Annotated in this window: 20 protein-coding genes and 2 tRNA genes; 13 read left to right on the forward strand and 9 right to left on the reverse strand. The window is 58.7% G+C overall.

The features are described 5' to 3' along the window. Positions 1-76: 76 nt before the first annotated feature. On the reverse strand, positions 77-853 hold the full coding sequence (locus ABD013_RS16545; RefSeq protein ID WP_425543421.1) for a sulfite exporter TauE/SafE family protein: 777 nt from the start codon (positions 851-853) through the stop codon (positions 77-79). Positions 854-858: 5 nt separating this feature from the next. After that, entirely contained in the window at positions 859-2,106 is a 1,248-nt protein-coding gene (locus ABD013_RS16550; RefSeq protein ID WP_343808539.1) for an EAL and HDOD domain-containing protein, read from the reverse strand. A 183-nt stretch (positions 2,107-2,289) separates the two neighbouring features. Here ABD013_RS16550 and ABD013_RS16555 point away from each other — a divergent pair, with 183 nt between their 5' ends. Beyond that, positions 2,290-3,081: a TIGR00266 family protein gene (locus ABD013_RS16555; protein ID WP_343808541.1), complete on the forward strand. Its 792-nt coding sequence runs from the start codon at positions 2,290-2,292 to the stop codon at positions 3,079-3,081. Between the two features lie 91 nt (positions 3,082-3,172). On the opposite strand, the gene ABD013_RS16560 is transcribed toward ABD013_RS16555, so the two are convergent. Then, positions 3,173-3,721, reverse strand: coding sequence for a hypothetical protein (locus ABD013_RS16560; protein WP_343808544.1), 549 nt, complete (start codon positions 3,719-3,721; stop codon positions 3,173-3,175). 248 nt (positions 3,722-3,969) lie between these two features. Between ABD013_RS16560 and ABD013_RS16565 the strand changes: the two genes are divergently transcribed. Then, the gene (locus ABD013_RS16565) at positions 3,970-4,470 is read left to right on the forward strand and encodes a cyclic nucleotide-binding domain-containing protein (RefSeq protein ID WP_343808547.1); all 501 of its coding nucleotides are present in this window, start codon (positions 3,970-3,972) and stop codon (positions 4,468-4,470) included. A gap of 204 nt (positions 4,471-4,674) precedes the next feature. On the opposite strand, the gene ABD013_RS16570 is transcribed toward ABD013_RS16565, so the two are convergent. Further along, a tRNA-Arg gene (locus ABD013_RS16570) sits at positions 4,675-4,751 on the reverse strand. A gap of 70 nt (positions 4,752-4,821) precedes the next feature. Beyond that, positions 4,822-5,739 carry a DUF808 domain-containing protein gene (locus tag ABD013_RS16575; RefSeq protein ID WP_343808550.1) on the reverse strand — a complete coding sequence of 306 codons (918 nt, stop codon included), beginning with the start codon at positions 5,737-5,739 and terminating at the stop codon, positions 4,822-4,824. Positions 5,740-6,166: 427 nt separating this feature from the next. On the opposite strand from ABD013_RS16575, the gene ABD013_RS16580 reads away from it, so the two are divergent. From ABD013_RS16580 to ABD013_RS16600, 5 genes are all read left to right on the forward strand, one after another. Then, positions 6,167-6,595: a c-type cytochrome gene (locus tag ABD013_RS16580; RefSeq protein WP_343808553.1), complete on the forward strand. Its 429-nt coding sequence runs from the start codon at positions 6,167-6,169 to the stop codon at positions 6,593-6,595. A 95-nt stretch (positions 6,596-6,690) separates the two neighbouring features. Then, entirely contained in the window at positions 6,691-7,533 is an 843-nt protein-coding gene (locus tag ABD013_RS16585; RefSeq protein WP_343808555.1) for a DNA ligase, read from the forward strand. Positions 7,534-7,652: 119 nt separating this feature from the next. Continuing rightward, positions 7,653-8,516, forward strand: a complete 864-nt coding sequence (locus ABD013_RS16590) for a phosphate/phosphite/phosphonate ABC transporter substrate-binding protein (protein ID WP_343808558.1) — start codon at positions 7,653-7,655, stop codon at positions 8,514-8,516. Then, positions 8,513-10,714: a putative bifunctional diguanylate cyclase/phosphodiesterase gene (locus tag ABD013_RS16595; RefSeq protein WP_343808561.1), complete on the forward strand. Its 2,202-nt coding sequence runs from the start codon at positions 8,513-8,515 to the stop codon at positions 10,712-10,714. Before ABD013_RS16590 ends, ABD013_RS16595 begins: the two co-directional genes overlap by 4 nt. Further along, positions 10,638-11,549 carry a hypothetical protein gene (locus tag ABD013_RS16600; RefSeq protein WP_343808564.1) on the forward strand — a complete coding sequence of 304 codons (912 nt, stop codon included), beginning with the start codon at positions 10,638-10,640 and terminating at the stop codon, positions 11,547-11,549. Before ABD013_RS16595 ends, ABD013_RS16600 begins: the two co-directional genes overlap by 77 nt. An 18-nt stretch (positions 11,550-11,567) precedes the next feature. Here ABD013_RS16600 and hisF read toward each other — a convergent pair whose 3' ends face one another. Genes hisF through hisB form a run of 4 tightly spaced genes read right to left on the reverse strand, consistent with a single transcriptional unit; the run spans position 11,568 to position 14,392 of the window. Beyond that, entirely contained in the window at positions 11,568-12,341 is a 774-nt protein-coding gene (hisF, locus tag ABD013_RS16605) for an imidazole glycerol phosphate synthase subunit HisF (protein WP_343808567.1), read from the reverse strand. A 13-nt stretch (positions 12,342-12,354) separates the two neighbouring features. Next, a complete protein-coding gene (gene hisA, locus ABD013_RS16610) occupies positions 12,355-13,095 on the reverse strand; it encodes a 1-(5-phosphoribosyl)-5-[(5-phosphoribosylamino)methylideneamino]imidazole-4-carboxamide isomerase (protein WP_343808570.1) in 741 nt (246 codons plus the stop codon). A 52-nt stretch (positions 13,096-13,147) separates the two neighbouring features. Continuing rightward, entirely contained in the window at positions 13,148-13,795 is a 648-nt protein-coding gene (gene hisH / locus ABD013_RS16615) for an imidazole glycerol phosphate synthase subunit HisH (protein WP_343808573.1), read from the reverse strand. A gap of 3 nt (positions 13,796-13,798) precedes the next feature. Then, complete coding sequence (gene hisB, locus ABD013_RS16620) at positions 13,799-14,392, reverse strand: imidazoleglycerol-phosphate dehydratase HisB (protein ID WP_343808575.1); 594 nt, start codon at positions 14,390-14,392, stop codon at positions 13,799-13,801. A 149-nt stretch (positions 14,393-14,541) separates the two neighbouring features. On the opposite strand from hisB, the gene ABD013_RS16625 reads away from it, so the two are divergent. From ABD013_RS16625 to ABD013_RS16650, 6 genes are all read left to right on the forward strand, one after another. Continuing rightward, entirely contained in the window at positions 14,542-16,701 is a 2,160-nt protein-coding gene (locus ABD013_RS16625) for an AsmA family protein (protein WP_343808578.1), read from the forward strand. Next, positions 16,698-17,741: an A/G-specific adenine glycosylase gene (gene mutY, locus ABD013_RS16630; RefSeq protein ID WP_343808581.1), complete on the forward strand. Its 1,044-nt coding sequence runs from the start codon at positions 16,698-16,700 to the stop codon at positions 17,739-17,741. Before ABD013_RS16625 ends, mutY begins: the two co-directional genes overlap by 4 nt. A gap of 15 nt (positions 17,742-17,756) precedes the next feature. Then, entirely contained in the window at positions 17,757-18,029 is a 273-nt protein-coding gene (locus ABD013_RS16635) for an oxidative damage protection protein (protein WP_343808584.1), read from the forward strand. 53 nt (positions 18,030-18,082) lie between these two features. Beyond that, positions 18,083-18,158: transfer RNA gene (locus tag ABD013_RS16640), tRNA-Phe, on the forward strand. Positions 18,159-18,578: 420 nt separating this feature from the next. After that, on the forward strand, positions 18,579-19,592 hold the full coding sequence (locus ABD013_RS16645) for a substrate-binding domain-containing protein (RefSeq protein WP_343808587.1): 1,014 nt from the start codon (positions 18,579-18,581) through the stop codon (positions 19,590-19,592). After that, positions 19,592-21,670 carry a putative bifunctional diguanylate cyclase/phosphodiesterase gene (locus ABD013_RS16650; RefSeq protein ID WP_343808590.1) on the forward strand — a complete coding sequence of 693 codons (2,079 nt, stop codon included), beginning with the start codon at positions 19,592-19,594 and terminating at the stop codon, positions 21,668-21,670. Before ABD013_RS16645 ends, ABD013_RS16650 begins: the two co-directional genes overlap by 1 nt. Positions 21,671-21,676: the final 6 nt, after the last annotated feature.

Raw genomic sequence — 21,676 nt, forward strand, 5'->3', positions numbered from 1 at the left:
GCGCAGTTTAGTGAACTAACTGAGCATTTTAAGCCTGTTGTTAACGCCGTATCCGGCAACGTAGATAGGTTTTGCACTAACCGAGCAGGCGGGGCAGTAAAGTCTCGCCGGCCTGCCACAATAGCCGCAGCGCCAGCAGTGTCACCACAATGCGGAACAGCCGGTTGAACCAGACCGACGACACCTTGTGCAGCAGGTTCAGCCCGACCCAGGTACCGAGCATGCCGCTGAGGACCATCGTCACAATCAGTGGCAACCAGTCGGCGAAGGAGAAACCCACCACCGAGAATACAACGCCCTTGAGCAGGTGCTGACCGGTCATGGTGGCAGCGAAGGTGGCCACCGTCTGCATCTTGTCGTGGCTGTGACGGTGAACAAACGCCGCCACCAGCGGCCCGGTAGCACCGACAAACATCGAGAAGAAGGTGGTCAGGCCACCGGCAAAGAGGGTTTTCAGCGGGGTCAGAACCTGGGCCGCCGGTTTGGGTCCCCAGATCATCCACAGGATGAATCCGCCCACCGCCAGCTGAATGACCTCCAGCGGCAACTGCACCACCAGCAGCGACGCCACCCCGGCCCCAATGGCAGCCCCGATCAAAAAACGACGACTCAGTGACCAGTCGATATGCTGGCGGGTCATGATGGCACGATTGGCATTGGAGCCCAGTTGTACCAGGCCATGTACGGGAATCAGTGCGGCGATTGGCACCAGCTGGGCCATGATCACCAGCAGCAACACACCCCCCCCGATCCCCAGTGTAGCCGTCATCAGCGAGGTGAAGCCGGCGGTCAGCACCAGCAATAGCGCATCCAGCGGCAACAGGTCCGGAGGCAACATATTCAGGAGCGACACGGGCATCAGCTGCCCTGCATCGCCCGCAATACCTGCTGTGACCAGTTCAGACTATGGCGGTAAGCCACTTCATAGAAGGGGCGGTCCAGGGCACGGCTGAGCTGATCGAACTCACCACGTTCGTAATATTCGGCCTGACGCAGAAGTTCACCATAGGAACCGCTGCGCTCGATCAGCGCTGTCTTCATATCCTGTTGCAGCGGTACCTGCTCCAGCAGGTCGGCCATCTCCATATCGAGCAGCACATCCAGCTGCGACAGCAGCCCCACAATAAAGTGGTTGATCGGTTCATCGCGGCCCATCATCTCGGCCAACAGCTCACACATGCGACCACGGGTCAGCATGTTGCGGGTCAGCTCATCCGGCTTGTCCTTGTCGGCAGCGCTGAGAAACAGCAGCACCCAGCGCTTGATCTGGTCGATACCCAGCAGCGTAATCGCATGCGCCAGAGAACTGATCTCACGTTTCAGATTGAAGGCTGCCGAGTTGACCACACGCAGAATACGGTAGGTCAGTGCCGGATCCTGCAGCGCAATCTGTTCGATCGACTGCGCCGTCGCATTTGGCCGCTGCAATTCAGTCAGAATCTGCAGCAGAACGACCTTGTTGCCGGTGATCTTCTTGCCCTTGACCGCTTCCGGCTTGCTGAGGAAGTAGCCCATGTAGAGGCCAAAACCCATTTCCAGACAGCGACGGAACTCTTCCTGAGTTTCCACCTTGTCGGCCAGCAGCTCCAGCTGATAGGTCCTCAGCTGCTGCAGCAGCGGTGGTATGTTATCCAGGCCCAGCAGCTGGATATCCAGCTTGAGTACATGAACGATATTCAGTAACGGCGCAAACTTGGGATCACGGGGGTCATAGTCGGCCAGTGCCAGACGGTAGCCCTGGCGCGCCAGGTCCTTGACCCGAGCAATCAGCTCCGGCGTGATATTGGAGTGGCCCAGCAGCTCCAGCACGAAGTTCTGCCGCGGCAATTCCGGCAGATCGTTGTTGAGCAGAAAGCTGTCAGTCACCTTGAGGAAGCATGGCAGCGATTTCACCACACCTTTTTTGGTGATGCTGGAATAGGTCCCCAACAACACCCCCAGGGTCGCTTCATCATCCTTGAGCCCTTCGACAAAACGCCCCTCGTTATCACGAAACAGCAGCTCGAAAGCCACCACATCCTGGCTTTTAGTGTATACAGGCTGGCGCGCCATCAAGACCTGAAGCTGATGTTCCTCTGCCATCATTTGAGAGCCGGTCGATGCCACTGCGGACTCCTTTCGCGGTTGCTGGATGTACATTTGTTTGAATTACTTCCGGCAGTATATCGGCTCCCTCGGAATCCTAACAGACTTGGTTGTACACCGATTTGTTTCGCTTCCTGGCCGTGCAACCTGAGCACTCGGGGTATACTCGGACCGGGACAGGCACTCACAAAGGAGAACCGCATAATGCGCTGCCACGAACTGGATTACGAAATTCTCGGCTCGGAAATGCAACTGGTCGAGGTTGAACTGGACCCGGGCGAAACCGTCATCGCCGAAGCCGGCGCCATGACCTACATGGAAGAGGATATCAGCTTCGATACCCGCATGGGCGATGGCTCCAACCCCGACGAAGGCCTGATGGGCAAGCTGTTCTCCGCCGGCAAACGAGTGTTCACCGGCGAATCGATCTTCACCACCCATTTCAGCAACAACGGCAGCGGCAAGCGTCGCGTCGCCTTTGCTGCCCCCTACCCGGGCAACATCGTGCCATTGAACATGGCCGAACTGGGCGAGAAAGTCATCTGTCAGAAGGATGCCTTCCTCTGCGCCGCCCTGGGAACCAAGGTCAGCATCAGCTTCAACCGTCGCCTCGGCGCCGGCTTCTTCGGTGGCGAAGGTTTCATCCTGCAGAAACTGGAAGGGGACGGCATGGCGTTCATCCAGGCCGGTGGCACCGTGGTGAAAAAGGAACTGAACGGCGAGACCCTGAGGGTCGATACCGGCTGCCTGGTCGGCTTTACTGAAGGGATCGACTACGACATCCAGCGTGCCGGCGGCCTCAAGTCGATGGTATTCGGTGGTGAAGGCCTGTTCCTGGCATCACTTTCCGGTACCGGCACCGTCTGGCTGCAGAGCCTGCCGTTCTCGCGCATGGCCGACCGCATTCTGGCCCATGCACCCGCCAATGGCGGCAAGGACCAGGGCGAAGGCTCGGTACTCGGCGGTATCGGCCGCATGATCGGCGGGGATCGCTGATTCCGGCCCTCCACACCAGCCCCACGCCAGTCCCGTATGCTGGCATGGGGCTGACTGACCCCAGTCCCTGAAGGACTGGGGTAAACAGCTATCAGGAGTTGTGCTGCTTGAAGGCGGCCATCAACTCAACCGGCTTCTGCTTTTTATTGTCGCTGCGCAGCACGAAGACCAGGGTTTCACCCTTGGGACCGGCACCGATTTCGGTGTAACGCAGCGGCGCTTCACCAGTGGTGCGTACGGCTTCCATATCTTCGATGCGATCGAACACGTAGATACGGCCTTCCATGCGCATCTCGCCGTAGAAGGTGCCGGCTGCCGGCAGGGTGCCGTGGTAGAGGTTGTAACCCGCTACCTGATCAACTTTCTTTTTCTTGTCGGCACCGGTTACGCCGAACACCAGAGTTTCGCCCTTGGGCCCTGCACCGATGAAGGTCTGGCGGAAAGAGGTTTCACCCACCTCAAGAAACTGCTGATAGGTCGCCTGGTCATCAAACACATGGATACGACCATCGTGATGCACTTCGTACAGGTCTTCGTTATTCAGATCTGCAGCCGCTACCGGCTCGTTCTTGGTGCCCGTAGTACAGGCGGTCAGTGCCGCAACCAAACCACCCAGCATGAAAGTCTTGAGTACTCGCATCGGATATTCCTCCAGTCATAAATAATCAGGCGCAGGGAGTGGAGGATATCGACCAAGTATTGCGATTCCTTGACAGCCGGGAAGGGCTCAACTGATCTCAGCCATGGCCTGGTGCCCAGCAGGTGACAACATGCCCTAGCCGCAGGGTTGGTAGCATCAAAGGGCAATTCAGCCGCCTTTGGTCCATAATCAGCATGATTGGCCTGACCAAACTTTCTCGTTTCAATACCCGTAAGAGAGCGGCTGTCATGCAAGAGTTGAGTGGTGAAACCTTACTGCAGGAACTGGGCATGGACTTTCTGAAAAGCGCCTCGACTTTTGGCGCACTGTCAGAGCCCGCCATCAGGCAACTGATGATTCAGGGACGGGTTTTCAGGCTGAGTGATGGTGACTTCCTGTTCAAGCCAGGTGAACGTGGCGACTCTTTCTTCGTCATTCTGCAGGGCTCAGTGAGCTACTACCGTCAAAATGATGGCCAACCCGAACATATTTGTGATTACCATGTTGGCCAGGAGATCGGCTTTGTCAGCCTGATTGCATTGACATCACGCCTGGGCACAGCGGTTGCTTCCTCCGACGCTCTGGTTCTGGAGGTCGACAGTGATCATTTCTACGCCTTGCACTGCGCCTATCCACTGGACTTTGGCGTGCTGATGATGAACCTGTCGCGAGAACTGGCCCGGAGCTTAATCAAAATCGGCGCGACGCTGGCTGAATACAGGCATGCTGCGGCTAAAATTCCGCACTGACTCTCTCCGACCCACATGGTCTGAATTCCACCGCTAATACAGTCATAGTCTGCCCGAAACTCTGGACGGCAGTGGAGCCCGTCTGGATGATCTGCACATCCGATAAATATAAAAGATGCAGGGAAACAGCAGAAATGGCGGGGCTGTCTGCAGGTATGTCTCGGTTTCGGTGAAATTCTTTTTACAGCGAGGAAAAACAAAAAATGGCGCGCCTGGAGGGATTCGAACCCCCGACCAACAGGATCGGAACCTGCTACTCTATCCAGCTGAGCTACAGGCGCACAATGGAAGTGTTTGCGGGGCATATAGTACGGATCCACCACCCGTTTGCCAAGTGAATTATCCCTGCCCTCAGGACGACCGCTGCAGCAGCGGATGAATCAGGTATTCCACGATCAGGAACAGCGCCCCACCGACAATCACGCCAGCCGCCGCGTTGATCAGCGTGGGCAACACACCATTGACGATCACGCCGAGCGCCGGCAGACCATCCCTGGCTATTTCCAGATGATGCAAAAACTCATGGGAGCCGGGAATGCCGTGCATCAGGATGCCGCCACCAACCAGAAACATGGCTGCGGTCCCCACCACCGATAGCATCTTCATCAGCCGGGGCGCCAGACGCAGCAGAAAATGTCCCAATGCCTCGGCTTTTTGGCTCTCCACCAGATAAAGCCCGGCGTCATCCAGTTTGACGATAGCGGCAACCAGCGCATAGACCCCCGCCGTCATCGCCAGTGCGATGGCCGATACCACGGCCACCTGAATGCCAAAGGCAGCCGCCTGCACCGTGCCCAGCGCGATCACTACGATCTCGGCCGACAGGATAAAGTCGGTCCGGATGGCACCCTTTATCTTCTTGCGCTCGTAGGCCACCAGGTCCAGTGTCGGGTCGGCCACGGCTTCCAGCTCCTTGCGCCGCGCCTCAGGGTTCCGCTTCAGGGTATGCAGGACTTTCTCGAATCCTTCGAAGCAGAGGTAGGCGCCGCCGACCATCAGCAGTGGCGTAATCAGCCAGGGGGCCACGGCGGCAATCAGCAACGCGGCCGGCACCAGGATCAGTTTATTGATGATCGAACCCTTGAACACGGCCCAGACCACAGGTAGTTCACGGTCCGCCTTGACCCCGCTGACCTGCTCGGCATTCAACGCCAGATCGTCGCCAAGGACACCCGCGGTTTTCTTCGCCGCAACCTTGGACAGCAGCGCGATGTCATCGAGCAGAGTCGCAATATCATCGATCAGGGCAAGCAGGTTGGTTCCGGCCAAGGGAAAACTCCTTCCTCAGATTGAAGTATCGATTTTAGTGCAGCTGGAGATGTTCGGTATGGCGTTGACGGGTATTTCAAAATGAGTGTGCACGACAATGAAATGCCTTTGCAAGACGGCCACACCAGCCGAAATCAGACCGAAAAATCCACCCGGGTACAGATGCCACCAGACTACCCAGGCACAGGAACCATTCGCGGTTTCCGCTCGTATCAGCGCCCAAATGGCAAGAATTAACCCGGGATTTTGTCAAAAAGCCGCGTCTTTGCATCAACTCAATTTCCGTATGGGATTTTTGCCGGTATAATCCTTGGCCAGATTTTGTGAGCGCAGTCATGTCTGCATCAGGTCCCAGCCATAGGCACTCCAAGGCCTTCAGCCAGGCATCACTGCTCCGACAACTTACTCAAGTGATGAGGTCGTGACTGTGAAAAAATTTGCTGCCAAAGCTGCATCTGCACTCTGCGCATTCGGTCTGGGCATGGCGCTGACCGCCTCCGTTCAGGCTGCAACCGACGAAGCGATCATCGAACGCATCAAGCCGGTTGGCTCTGTCTGTGTTCAAGGTGATGAAAACTGTGGTGGTGCTGCCGCTGCAGCGGCTGCCAGCACCGGTGGTGCTCGCTCCGGTGAAGAGATCTACACTGGCAAGTGTGCTGCCTGCCACGGCAGCGGCGTTCTGGGTGCTCCCAAGTTCGGCACCAACGAAATGCAGCTGCGCCTGGACGAGAAAGGCATGGAAACCCTGCTGACTCACGCCCTGAACGGCTTCAACGCCATGCCGCCGCGCGGCACCTGCGCCGACTGCTCCGACGACGAGATCAAGGGCGCAATCGAACACATGCTGGGCAACTGATTTGACCGCATGACGACAAGAGGCTGCTTCGGCAGCCTTTTTTATTGCCGCCGACCAGGGATAAGGTCGGCTCAGGGTATTCAAGGAGGAATGCCATGTTCAAGCATACCCCGCTGTTACTGCTGCTCGGGCTAGGCCTGCCGGCAGCTGCTTCACCCGCTCACACGTTCATGCAAGGCGTTGAAATAGGCGGAGACCTGTCTCTACCCAGCGATCTTGCCAACTGGCTGGTCAGCGAAAAATATGATGGTGTACGCGCCTACTGGGACGGCGAGCAGCTGCTGACCCGCAGCGGCTATCCGATCAACCTTCCCGATAGCTTCACCCACGACTGGCCCAAGCAGCACCTGGAAGGCGAGCTCTGGATCGGTTACGGCGCTTTCGAGCCGCTTTCGGCACTGATCCGCAGCCATTCCGCCAGTCAGCAGGAGTGGCAACAGGTACGTTTCATGCTGTTCGACCTGCCACAGTGGCCCGGCACCTTTGCGCAACGTCATGAACAGTTGCGACAGCTGCTCATTGCCTCGACTGCTGCCAACCTTCAGCTGGTTGCCCAGCACCGAGGCACCACACCCGAGGCTCTGGAGCAACTGTTCACTCAAGTGATCAACCAGAACGGCGAAGGCTTGATGCTGCATCGTGCCGACGCTCTCTACCAGCTCAAGCGCACTTTAGACCTGCGCAAACTTAAGCCATTTCAGGATGCAGAGGCTATCGTCATCGCCCACCTCCCCGGCAAGGGCAAATACTCCGGCAAAATGGGCTCACTGCTGGTGCAGCAACAGGACGGCACCCGCTTTCGGCTAGGCACCGGTTTCAGCGATGCCGAGCGAGCCAATCCACCAGCGATCGGCAGCACCCTGACATTCCGCTATAACGGTCTGACTCGCCATGGAAAGCCTCGCTTTGCCCGCTTTATGCGCCTGAGACCCGACTGAATATAGAACTGCCGAACTCTGGCATTACCCCTACATCTAACGTAGGATTTTGAGCCTATTCCACATCAATATCGGCTCTTCAAATGGTCAGATCTTCGTTATTCGGTCCCCTATCCGCCTTGTTGCTAGCCTGGTGTCTGCTGCTCACCGGTGGTTCGGTCAGCGCCAAGACGCTGGTGCTGGCACAGATCAGTGACCGTCCGAAGAAAGACTTTCGTCAGCTGCGCCCCATGGCTGAGCATATCGTTGAGGCGCTGGCGCCGTTCGGCTACGACAGTGCCAGCGTCAAGATCTATCCCGACCTGAGCCAGCTCGAGACGGCCATTCGCAAAGGCCAAGTGCACTGGATTACCGAAACCCCTCTGAGCGCCGCCCGGCTCTATCAGCACCAGCTGGCTACGCCGATCGCACGAAAATGGAAGCGCGGTCAACACACCTATCAAAGCCTGATCTATGTGCCGGCAGACAGCCCGGTGCAAAGTCTTCAGGACCTGACAGGCCGGGTGATCGCGTTTGAGCACCCCAACTCGTTCAGCAGTTACTTCCTGCCTCTGACAGCACTGCACCAGCACGGCCTGGCCACAAGCCCGCTGGAGACTCCGCGACAGACCGTCCCCGCCGATAAGGTCGGTTATGCGTTCAGCCGCAACGAGCGTAATAACCTGCTTTGGGTCGACAAGGGAATCGCTGCCGCTGGCGCACTCAATGACGGCGACTGGACCACCCCTGGCCGCCTCCCTGCCGAACTGCTACAGAAGATGCGCATCATCCACCGCTCGGCCCCCTATCCTCGGGCTTTTGAAATGGTGACTCCCAACCTTGAACCCGGGGCCCGTGAGGCACTGACGCAAGCATTGCTGGCGATGCACCCGGAACAGGACAAGTCCCTGTTGCAGCGCTACGAGCAGACCAGCCGAATCACTCGACTCGAAGCAGATGACCTGCAGCTGCTGCAATCTCTCGAGGTCGAAATACTGCCATGAGGTCACGTATCAAGAGTTCTCTGAGCCGGCGACTGACTGGCGGCTTTGCCGTCCTGATCATGATTCTGTCCGCTGCCCATTTCACCCTGCTGGCCAACAGTTTTCAGCAATACAGCCGCTTTTCCATCGACAGCGGCAATACACATCTGGGTAACGCGTTGAAAGCCCAGCTGGAACGGGATACTCGTCTGCTGAGCCAGGCTCTGGCCTCACAGCTGGACATTCCTCTCTACCACCTGGACCTGAGTGAAATCGGCTCTCAACTTGCGCAGATCAGGCGCAACCGCGGCCTCCAGCATGCATACCTGTTCAACGCTCAGGGCACTCTGCTGCACGATGGCAGTGAAACCATCCCGGAATTCGGCCTGCCGTTGGAAACACTGGTGCCACTGACGCCGGGCCCTGAACCGCGGATTCTCTGGCGCGACAACCAGCTTCACCTGCTGCAGCCGGTCAGCACCGCCGGTCATATTGCCGGTTACCTGGCACTGACCGTCGATTTTTCCGACTCCCTGCAGCGACTGGCGATATATAATGAACAACTTCAAACCGCCGCTCAGGCCAAGGAAAAGCAGGTACTGACCCGCCTTGTACTGGTCACATTGCTGCTCCTGCTGGTCACCCTCTGGATCGTCTACCGCTTCTGTCACCATCTTTTCAAGCCACTGCAGCAGCTGGCCGACAAGAGCCTGAGGTACGGCGACGGTGATCGCAGTGTCTGTTTCGACATCGCACAGCGGGACGAGATTGGGCAACTGGGACGGGCTCTGGAGCAGATGCGGCGTAGTCTGGAACAAAGCCATCATCAAACCAACCAGCTGGCCTACCTCGACAACCTGACCCAGCTGCCCAACCGGCACTGGTTCCAGCAATCACTGGACAGCCTGTTGGACCATGCTCAGCAGCGAAAACAGCGACTGGGAGTCCTGTTCATCGATCTCGACCACTTCAAGGAGGTCAATGACACCGCCGGCCACGAGATGGGCGACCTGTTGCTATTCGAAGCCGCCGCCCGCCTGCGCAATCTGCTACTGGAGCTGGAACTGTCGGCACCTGACCAGGATGACGTTTTGCTGGCGCGGCTAGGTGGTGACGAGTTCGTCACACTGTATCCCGCCCTAGGAGATGATGAGCAGGCCGCGGAACTGGCCCGGCGCATCGCCGAAGTACTGGACGAGCCCTTCCTGATTGACGGCCGCTACTTCCGTATCTCGAGTAGCATCGGCATCACCATCTATCCGGATGATGGCATCACCAGCAGTGAAGTGCTCAAGCACGCCGATATCGCCATGTACGCAGCCAAGCAGAGCGGCCGCAATCAATATGCATTCTTCTCGCCACAGATGAATCAGCAGCTGCATCAGCGCATTGAAGTACTACAGGGGGTACGCACGGCACTGGAACAGGGCCATTTCCAGCTCGAATACCAACCGGTGCTGAGCCTCGCCGATGGCAGTATCCGCGGCGCCGAGGCCCTGCTGCGCTGGCACCATCCCGAGCGCGGTCTGATCTCGCCCGGACTGTTCATCCCGACCATCGAGGACTCCGACCTGATCGGCCCTGTCACCGAATGGGTGGCGCGTCAAGCGGTGCAAGACCTGCTCAAACTGCAGCAATTGAAGCCGGGCTTCGTGGTTTCCATCAATATTTCTGGCGCCGCCCTGCATCAGAACAGTACGCGCGACTTCCTGACCGAGCTGACCCACAATGAGCAGGTTCCCGACCGGAGTCTCAGTATAGAACTGACCGAAACCAGCATGATTCGTCATCTGGAAGACTGCCGCCAGACACTGGAGCAATGGAAAGCGGTTGGCATGAGCATCTGGATCGACGATTTCGGCACCGGCTACTCGTCCCTGAGCTACCTGCATCAATTGCCGATTGACGGGCTCAAGATCGATCGCAGCTTTATCAGCGAACTCAAGCCCGGCAGCAGCAACTCGCTGGTGGCCACCATCATGACGCTGGCGGAGTCGATGAATCTTCTGGTCGTGGCCGAAGGCATCGAGACCCAGGATCAGCGCGACTGCCTCACACGCCTTGGCCCCTGCCTGGGTCAGGGGTTCGGCCTGTACCGCCCCATGTCGCTGGAAGCCCTTCAACAATTACTGGAGCAAGACAATGAAGCATTGGCTGCCACTGCTGAGCCTAGCGCTGACAGCGCCCCTGCACGCCGTAGAGCTGGAGCTGAAGAGTGACCTCGAATATAGCCGCAGCCCGCTAAGCGACAGCATTCAATACAAGGATGATGGTCGGTTCGATAAGCAAGTGCGGCGGCGCAAGACCGGCTACGAGAACCGCACCCTGCTGCTGATCAACCAGCCGTTGAATGACCGCATCGAATTACAGGCCCGCCTGGGCATGCAGTACGAGCGTACCCGGGACAGCAAGCGCGAATACCGCGAAGACGGCTCGCTGAAAAAGGACAAAAGCCGCACCGAGTGGCAGAACACGCCGATCCTCGGCCTGGGTTTCCAATATGAACTCGGCTCAGGGCTGGGCGGCTATCACTGGCGGCTGAACGGCTACCACGACCGCTTCGTTGATATCGAATACAAGGCCACCAGTCTGGCCGAGGATGCCAAGCCTCGCTCAGGCCGAGGCAGTGGCTACAAAAGCAAACTGCGTCTGCAGGGCGAGTACATGACAGCCATCAGCAGCCTCTTTGTACTGCCGCGACTGGAGGTGAAACACGAATACTACCGCCAGTGGGACGACTCTGCCCGTGAGCGGGATGAAGCCGCCGAGCAGGAGCTGCAGTATGAAGCCAGCCTCTGGCTGAGCTGGATTCCGCCCTTCGACGGCTGGGAAGTCACAGCCGGCCCGACCTGGCAGCGCGAGGACAAGGCGGAACGGGACTTGGCAACCGGGCATTGGCAATGGGAAGACGAGGAGCGCTGGCAGGGCCGGGTAGCACTGGAATATGAAACACCGATGCCAGGATTCGAGTTCGAGTTCAAGATCGAACGTGATCTGAATGGCCCCGACCGGGGCGAGATGAAATACGAGGCCGGACTCAGCTACGAATTCTGAGTCAGGCCTCTGGCGGCATCAAAGGCGCACTTCGATGCCGTGCTGACGCATGTATTCCTTCGCCTGGGGAATGCTGTACTCGTTGAAGTGGAAGATTGACGCCGCCAGGACGGCATCGGCCTTGCCTTCGATACAGCCTTCCACCAGGTGGTCCAGATTACCCACACCACCCGACGCGATCACCGGTACGTGTACCGCTTCGCTGATGGCGCGAGTAACGCCGATATCGTAGCCGTTCTTGACACCATCCTGGTCCATGGAGGTCAGCAGGATCTCGCCAGCGCCCAGATCGACCATCTTTTTGGCCCACTCAACGGCATCGATGCCGGTGGGCTTGCGGCCACCGTGGGTGAAGATCTCCCAGCGGTCCGGTTCGCCAGGCTGGCTCACCTTCTTGGCGTCGATCGCCACCACGATGCACTGGCTGCCGAAACGTTCGGCCGCTTCACGCACGAAATCCGGATTTTTCACCGCCGCGCTGTTGATCGATACCTTGTCGGCACCGGCGTTGAGCATGGTACGGATATCCTCGCAGGTGCGGATGCCGCCGCCCACAGTCAGCGGGATGAATACCTGGGACGCCATCTTCTCCACGGTATGCACCATGGTGTCGCGGCCTTCATGAGTCGCGGTGATGTCGAGGAAGGTGATCTCGTCGGCGCCCTGCTCATCGTAGCGCTTGGCCACTTCGACCGGGTCACCGGCGTCACGGATATCGACGAACTGGACCCCTTTCACCACGCGGCCATTTTCCACGTCGAGACAGGGGATTATGCGTTTTGCCAGTGCCATGGTTCTATCTCTCTCAGTTGCCGGTCAGCTCGTCACTCAGCGTCTGGGCTTCGGCCACATCCAGGGTGCCTTCATAGATGGCACGGCCGGTGATGGCGCCCAGAATGCCCTGATCGGCGACCTTGGCCAGCGCCTTAATATCTTCGATGTTGGTCACGCCACCGGAGGCGATCACCGGAATGCCGGCTTCGCGGGCCAGTTCTACGGTGGCTTCCACATTGACGCCCTGCATCATGCCGTCACGGCTGATATCGGTGTAAACGATGGCGCTGACGCCGTCGTTCTTGAACTGCTTGGCCAGTTCCACCGCCTTGATATCGGTGATCTCGGCCCAGCCATCGATCGCCACGTAACCGTCCTGGGCGTCCAGGCCGACGATGATGTGACCCGGGAACTGCTTGCACATCTCAGTGACAAAGCTCGGGTCTTTCACCGCCTTGGTGCCGATGATGACGTACTGCACGCCGGCGTCCAGGTAGGCCTGGATGATCTCGGCGGAGCGGATGCCGCCACCGATCTGGATCGGCAGATCCGGGTAGGCTTCGGCAATCTTTTTGACAATCTCGCCATTGACCGGTTCACCGGCAAAAGCGCCGTTCAGGTCAACCAGGTGCAGACGACGGCAGCCAGCTTCAACCCATTTGGCGGCCATCTCGACCGGGTTGTCGGAGAATACGGTGGAGTCATCCATACGGCCCTGACGCAGACGAACACAGGCACCATCTTTGAGGTCAATCGCGGGAATAATCAGCATATCGGCTCGGATCCAGAATAATCAGTCAAAAGTTGTCGTGCGAATTCAGCGGTCAGGGACGGCCATCCCAGTTAAGGAAGTTCTGCAGCAGTTGCAGCCCGACCTTCTGGCTCTTCTCCGGGTGGAACTGCACCGCGAAGACGTTATCGCGGGCAATCGCCACGTCGAAATCGACGCCATAATTGCAGGTAGCGGCAACCAGCTCGTTCTGCTTCGCCTTTACGTAGTAGCTGTGTACGAAGTAGAAACGACTGCCATCTTCAATGTTGGCCCAGAGCGGGTGATCCTGGGTGCGATAGACCTGGTTCCAGCCCATGTGCGGTACTTTCAGGCGCTCGCCGTCGGCATCCCTGAGGTCATCACCAAAGAAATTGACGCGCCCCTCAAATTCACCGAGGCAATCAACGCCGTTGTTCTCCTCGGAGAACTCCATCAGTGCCTGGTAGCCGACACAGATGCCCAGGAACGGCTTGCCGGAGGCGATCGCTTCACGCACCTCGGTATCCACGCCCAGGCGGCGAATCTCGGCCATGCAGTCGCGGATGGCGCCAACGCCGGGCAGCAGCACTCGGTCGGCGCTGCGCACCAGCTCGGGATCGGCGGTCACCCGCACCTCAACGCCCGGCTGAACATGTTCCAGCGCCTTGGCCACCGAGTGCAGGTTGCCCATGCCGTAATCGATTACTGCGATGCTGCTCATGGCTTAGAGGCACCCCTTGGTGGACGGCATGATGTCAGCGGCACGCTGATCCACGGTCAGCGCCATGCGCAGGGCACGACCAAACGCCTTGAAGATGGTCTCGGCCTGATGGTGGGTGTTCTTGCCCTTCAGGTTATCGATGTGCAGCGACACCATGGCGTGGTTGACGAAGCCGTGGAAGAACTCGGAAAACAGATCTACATCGAAGTTGCCGACACGGCCCCGGGTGAACTCCACATCCATCTCCAGACCCGGACGGCCGGAGAAATCGATGACGACACGGGACAAGGCTTCATCCAGCGGCACATAGGCGTGGCCGTAGCGGAAGATGCCTTTCTTGTCGCCCACTGCCTGCTTGAACGCCTGGCCCAGTGTGATGCCGATGTCTTCCACGGTGTGGTGATCATCGATGTGCAGGTCGCCGATCGCGCTGATCTCCAGATCGATCAGGCCATGTCGGGCGATCTGATCCAGCATGTGATCCAGAAAAGGTACACCGGTATCCACATCCAGCTGCCCGGTGCCATCAAGGTTTACGGCAACAGTAATCTGGGTTTCCAGCGTGTTGCGCGTTACCTGGGCTTTACGCTCGGCCATCTCTCTCTCCGCCTGGGGTTTACGAAAACGCTCATTATACATCCAACTGAGGCGTAACGGCAGGTTCATCCGCCGGCATAACAATGCATCCGGCAGATCCGCTATACTCAACCTCAGTTTAAACCCCAGGGAAATTACAGGGCCAATTTATGAAAGCAATCAAGCTGATAGCCATCGCGCTTCTGGTGATCGTTCTGCTGCTCGCAGGGGCGGTTGCAGCGGTCACCACACTGATCGATCCCAACGACTACAAGGATGAAATTCGTGATGCCGCTCTGGACAAGGCCGGCATCGAGCTGCAGATCGACGGCGATATCGGCTGGTCTTTCTTTCCCTGGCTGGCGCTGGAGCTGAACCGGGTCGGTGTCGGCTACCCGAACAAGCCGACTCTGGGCCAACTGACGCGGGCTGAGGTCTCGGTCAGCATCCCCGCCCTGATCGGTGGCGAATTGCAGATGAACCGCCTGCTGGTCGATGGCCTGACGCTGGCGCTGGTCCAGGACAGCCAGGGCGACAACAACTGGAGCCCGACCACGAAATCAGCAGCCGGCAGCGAACAGCCGTCCGCGTCTGCCAGCGATGAAGGCTCTGCACCGAAAGGCGCCGCACTGGCACTCGATATCGAAGCGATCAAAGTGCGCAACGCGGCACTGACCTTTACCGATCAGGCCAGCAACAGCCGCATCGAGTTGAGCGAACTCAACCTGACCTCTGGCCAGATCAGCAGCGGCAACGCCTTCCCGCTGCAGCTGGGCTTCGCACTGCGCCAGTTTGCCGCTGACCAGCTGCAACTGAGCAGCCGGGTCGACCTGGAGTCCGAGGTCACCCTGGATCTGGCCGCCAACCGCTACCAGCTGGCCGGTTTGAGCACCACCCTGGACCTGATCGAAGGTGCCAGCCTGCCTGCCGCACTGAAACTGGCCCTGGCCGCCGACCTGGATGCCCGCCTCAACGATCAGCAGATCGATATCCGCAAGCTGCAGATCAAGGCTGACCCGCTGACCCTCAACGGTGAACTCAGCCTGAGCAACTTCAATCAGCCGCAGCTGAGCGGACAACTGAGCAGCAACACTTTCAACCTGAAACAGCTGTTGACCACACTGGGACAGAGTGCACCGGAAACGGCCGACAATAACGCCCTGACGGCACTGGCCTTCAGTACCACTCTGGGCGGCCCTGCCGGCATCGTGCAGCTGAAGCCCCTGAGCCTGCAGCTGGATGATACTCAGCTCAATGGCGAAGCCAGCCTGGCACTGGACTCCCAGCGCATCGCACTGCAGCTCAAGGGCAACACCCTGGATGCCGACCGTTACCTGCCGCCCAAGGCCGAAGCGGCCGCCAAGAGCGAAGGCGGTACCGCTAAGGCTGGTTCAACTTCCACCAAGGCTCAGGGCTGGCCCAAGGATGAAATCATCCCGCTGGAGCCGCTGCGTGCGCTTAACCTCAGTGCCGAGCTGGACCTGGACAGCCTGAAGATCAGCGGTATCCAGCTGGACAAACCGGGACTCAGCGTTGCGGCCAGCAACGGCCTGATCAAGCTGACCCGTTTCAACACCAGCGTCTTTGACGGCCAGGTCAGCACCACCGCTCAGCTGGACGCGCGCAAGGCACCGCTGCGCATCAGTGTCGCCCCCCGCGTGACCGGGGTACAGATTGGCAACGCCCTGCAGACCCTGGCCGATACCGATGTGGTCGCCGGCAAGCTCGACAGCCGTGCCGACATCAGCATGAGCGGCCAGTCGGTTCATGCCTGGGTCAACTCGCTCAACGGCAGTGCCAGCGTGCAGATGGCCGAGGGCCTGATCAAGGGGATCGATGCCGCTCAGTCCATGTGCCAGGGCATCAACAACCTGTCAGCCCTGTGGATTAACGCCGAACAGGTCGACAAAACCACCCCCTTCGCCGACTTGAACACCAGCTTCAACATGCGTAACGGCGTGGTCAGCAACAACGATCTCACCGCCAAGCTGGACGCCATGAGCGTGGCCGGCCGGGGCACCATCAACCTGCCGCAGCAGTCGCTGGATTACCGCGTGGGCATGACCCTCGAAGGCAACCTGTTCAACGAAAGCTGCTCGGTCAACAACCGTCTGGAAGGCGTCGAGGTGCCGGTCAACTGCAAGGGCGGTTTCTACGACGAACCGGCCAAGCTGTGCCGTCTGGACACCAGCTTTATCGGCGACCTGCTCAAGGCCGAAGCCAAGCGCAAGGTGGAAGAGAAGGTTGGCAGCCAGGTCGAAGAAAAACTGAAGGAAAAACTGGGCGAGGAAGGTGCCGGCCAGGTGCTCAAGGGGCTGTTCGGCCGATGACACCTGAGCAGTTCCACACCGCCGTGCTGGAGTGGTTTGACCAGCACGGCCGCCACGACCTGCCATGGCAGGCCGAAAAGACCGCCTATTTCACCTGGATCTCGGAGATCATGCTGCAGCAGACCCAGGTGAAAACGGTGATTCCCTACTTTCAGCGTTTTATCGAACGCTTTCCCACGGTGCATGACCTGGCGGACGCCGAGCAGGACGAGGTACTGCACCTGTGGACCGGGCTCGGCTACTACGCCCGAGCGCGCAACCTGCACAAGACGGCACGCATTGTCAGCCGTGAGCTGGGTGGCGAGTTTCCGCAAAACGTCGACGAGATGGAAGCCCTGCCCGGTATCGGCCGCTCCACGGCCGGTGCCATCGTCTCCATCTCCACCGGCAACCGCGCCGCTATCCTCGATGGCAACGTCAAGCGGGTGCTGGCACGCTTCTACGCCGTGGAAGGCTGGCCGGGCACACCGGCGGTAATGAAGGAGCTTTGGGCCTGGGCCGAGCGCAACACCCCGCATCAACGCGTGGGTGACTACACTCAGGCGATGATGGATCTGGGTGCAACCCTGTGTACCCGCAGCAAGCCGAGCTGTCTGCTCTGCCCACTGCAGCAGCACTGTGAAGCCCGCGCCCTGAATCTGACCGACCAGTTGCCGTCACCGCGACCAAAGAAAACCCTGCCGGTGAAGCAAACGCTGATGCTGCTGATTCGCAACGCAGACGGCGAGGTGTTGCTGCTGCAGCGCCCGCCCAGCGGCATCTGGGGTGGCCTCTGGAGTCTGCCCGAAGTGGCTGACCTGCGCGATGCTCCCGCTGCACTGGGGCTGGAGATTGACCAGGCGGCCACCGAAGTACTGGAACCCGTGCGCCACACCTTCAGCCACTACCACCTGGACATCACCCCGGCACGTGTGGCGGTCAAAGACCCCACAAACTCTGTCATGGAAGGCGCGCCGGCACTCTGGTATAACGTGGACCAACCTGCAAATATTGGCCTGGCGGCCCCGGTCAAGCGTCTGCTTGAGCGCTATGCCAGCTAACCTCGGAGATCATCAATGAGCCGCACCGTTTTCTGCCGTAAATACCAACAGGAACTGGAAGGACTGGAACGCGCACCCTACCCGGGCCAGCTGGGCCAGGAGATCTACGACAACGTGTCCAAGAAAGCCTGGCAGGAGTGGACCGACCATCAGACCATGCTGATCAACGAGAAGCACCTGAACCTGATGGATCCGGAAAGCCGCAAGTATCTGCAGCAGGAGATGGAGAAGTTTCTCTCCGGTGAAGATTACGACCAGGCCGAAGGTTACGTACCGCCGGAAAAATAATTTCGACAAGTGCTTGACCAGCCCAAGGTTTTCCGATTAAATACGCCCCCGTTGCCCAGATAGCTCAGTCGGTAGAGCAGGGGATTGAAAATCCCCGTGTCGGTGGTTCGATTCCGCCTCTGGGCACCAAAATTCTTCAAAATAGCCTCGCGAAAGCGGGGCTTTTTTGTTTCTGCTGTCCCGTCCTGAACTATGGCTCTTCACAGCCAGATTTTCCTCGTTTTATCTTTTAAAGCCTCTTCCAGTCCCATCGCGAAACCCACGGATTTTCTGGTCATTCCCGGCTAAGCGAGAAACAGGCCAAGGTAGGCCCCAACCCGCGTGGCTGTTTCAGAGTTACTGCCGGATACACTCCAGAGATAACCTGAGAGCTTGGGCCGTGACACATTATCGAAAGCGACAGCAGGTGTTTCCTACTGCCACCGGACTGTCACCGAACCAACGGATCATGATACCAGGCAAGCGACTGGGGATTATCACTTCAACTCTACAGGGATAGTGGTACTCTAGCCGTTATTAAGGTACATACACCCACGGACCCTGCGCCCTATGCAAAAGGATGTTTCAGTTCTCTCCGCGTTGTTCTGGCCTCTCACCCTGATAGCACTGTTGTGCTGCATGCTGACCGTCCCGGCACGCGCCATGGAGCTGATGTCAGAGGACGCCCCTCAGCCGCGACTGGCCTATATCGCATCGGATACTCGTATTCCCTTCTGGAACATCATGGCCAGCGGTATTCGCCGACAGGCACAGGAACTCGGCTACGACGTCAGCATCTACAGCCCCCATAACGACGCCCGCCGCGAGCTCGAATTTGTCGCTACCGCCATTCAGCAGCAGATCAAGGGGCTGATCATCTCGCCCACCAATTCTTCGGCAGCCGCCACCCTGATAAAACTGGCCGGCCGCGCCGGTATTCCCGTGATAATTGCCGATATTGGCGCCGACTCGGATGACTATGTCAGCTACATTTCGTCAGACAACTACACCGGTGCCTACCAGATTGGCAAGGTACTGACGCAGGCCCTGCAGAGCAAAGGGTGGCAACAGGGACGGGTAGGTATCATCGCCATTCCGCAGAAGCGTCTGAACGGTCAGGCCCGCACCGCCGGCTTCATGAGAGCCCTGAATGAAGCCGGCATCCAGAACGCAGCCATGCGACAACAGGTCGACTTTTCCTATGATGAAACCTATGCCTTCAGCCGCGAGCTGATCGACAGCATTCCGGATCTGCGCGCACTCTGGCTGCAAGGTTCGGACCGCTACCAGGGGGCCCTGGATGCCATAGCGGACAGCGGCCGCAAGGGCGAAATACTGCTGCTGACGTTCGATGCCGAGCCCGAGTTCCTGCAGCTGATTCCATCGGACGTTCTGGTCGGTGCCGCCATGCAGCAGCCCTTCCTGATGGGGGAGCAGGCGGTCCTGAGCCTGCATCAGCACCTGCAGGGGGAAAGCATCGCACACGAACAGAAACTGCCGGTCTTGGCCATCTCTGCGGAGAACCTGGAGCAGAACCTGAGCACCATCCGGCGCAATGTGCTGGGCCTAGAGGCTAACCCCTGATGCAACGGTCGCCGACCTCTCCCACCATCTTCATGCTGCTGCTCGGCATCATCCTGCCGACCGTGTTCCTTACCGTTGCCAGCAGTGCCGCGATCGACTACTTCATTTCCAAGCAACGCATCTCCCAGGAGATGCAGGAACGTACCACGCGCAGCCTGTTTACACTGCAAAAAAACATTGCCGACCTGATGGAGGCTTTTGCGGTCAACGAGTACGAAAAGATTCTGGCCAACGAAGTCAGTCGCAATGCCAACTGCGCCGTACTGGTCAAGGATTACAACCTCGGCAGCATCCTCGGTGAACCGGCCTATATCACCGGCAAGTTCCGTACCTCTGCCAACCAGGTACTGGATTTTGAAGCTGACAACACCAGTCACTGGCAGCATCTCGACAACTGCTACTATTCCGACAGCCGAGAGATCCTGAGTTCAACCGGCAAGCCGATCGGCCAAGTCCGCCTTTATGCATCGGGGGCCGAGCTTGATGCCAAGCTAGCCGCCATCATTCATGAGTCATTGGTCAACACCCTGATCATCTGCACCCTGATCGTACTGATTCTGCTGCTGATGACACGGCGCGTCATCCTCAAGCCCATCGACACCATGATCAGGACCATCGGGGATACGGACAAGGGTGGCATTCCTGTTCATATGGTGCCCAACGAGGAGGGGCCACTGGAAGTCCGTACCCTGGCCAACAGTATCAATACCATGATCACCTCGATCCGCGAGTCACGACTTGATCTGCAGGCACAGAAGGATGCCCTGGATCATATGGCGCACCACGACGCTCTGACCGGACTGGCCAACCGTACGCTGTTCAATGACCGACTCAACCACGCCATCATGCAGGCGAGCCGCCAACGCAGCAAAGTCGCCGTGCTGTTCGTCGATCTGGACCACTTCAAGACCATTAACGACTCGCTCGGCCACAATACCGGTGACAAGGTACTCAATATCATCACCAACCGCCTGACCCGTACCCTGAGGGCCGAGGACACCCTGGCCCGCCAGGGCGGTGACGAGTTCACCATCCTGCTCGAAGGGCTGCAGGAAGCCGACCAGGCCGCAGAGGTCGCCCGCAAAATCCTGCAGGCGATCAGCCGCCCGCTGAAAGTCGAGCAAACCGAACTCTACATCAGCTGCAGTATCGGCATCAGCCTTTTCCCTGACTACGGCCAGACGGCCAACGAGCTGCTGATGCAGGCCGACGCCGCCATGTATCAGGCCAAAAGCGAAGGCCGCAATGACTATCAATATTTCAATACCAACCTGACCCAGCAGGCACTGGAGCGCCTGTCGCTCGAAGCCCAGCTGAGGGCAGCGCTCGGCAATGGTGAGCTGACGCCCTACTACCAGCCACAAATCGACGCTGCCAGTGGCACCATTATCGGCTTCGAAGCATTGGCACGCTGGCATCACCCGGACCAGGGCATGATTTCACCCGCCCGCTTCATCCCGCTGGCTGAAGCCACCGGTTTGATCCACCAGCTGGACCTGGTGATTATCCGCCAGGCCATGACACAGTTTGCCAACTGGTACCGCCAGGGCATCAACCCGGGTGTACTGTCGGTCAACCTGACGGTGCGCCACTTCCAGCATGAGGAGTTTGTCGCCACCCTGCAGCAGCTGATCGACGGAACCGGTTTCCGTGCCGAATGGCTGGAGATTGAGGTAACCGAAAGTCAGTTGATGACCAAGCCGGAAGCGGCTATCAAGGTGCTGCAGCAGATCCATCAGGCCGGGATACGTATCGCTCTGGACGATTTCGGTACCGGTTACTCATCCCTGTCCTATCTGAAACGCCTGCCGATCACCAAACTGAAGATCGACCAGTCGTTTGTGCGCGATCTGCCGTATGACGAGGAGGATATCTCCATCACCTGTGCCGTGATCGCACTGGCAGAAAGCCTGGGGCTTGAGATCATCGCCGAGGGGGCGGAAACCGGCGAACAGGTGGATTTCTTGCTGGATCACGGTTGTCGACAGATTCAGGGCTATTTCTACTCGCGGCCGCTGCCGGCCCTGGACACCGAGCGTTTCATTTTCAATTTCACGGGGCTGGCGCGTCGCGCCTGACAGCCA

The sequence above is a fragment of the Marinobacterium maritimum genome, from assembly GCF_039523155.1.
Lineage (GTDB): Bacteria > Pseudomonadota > Gammaproteobacteria > Pseudomonadales > Balneatricaceae > Marinobacterium > Marinobacterium maritimum.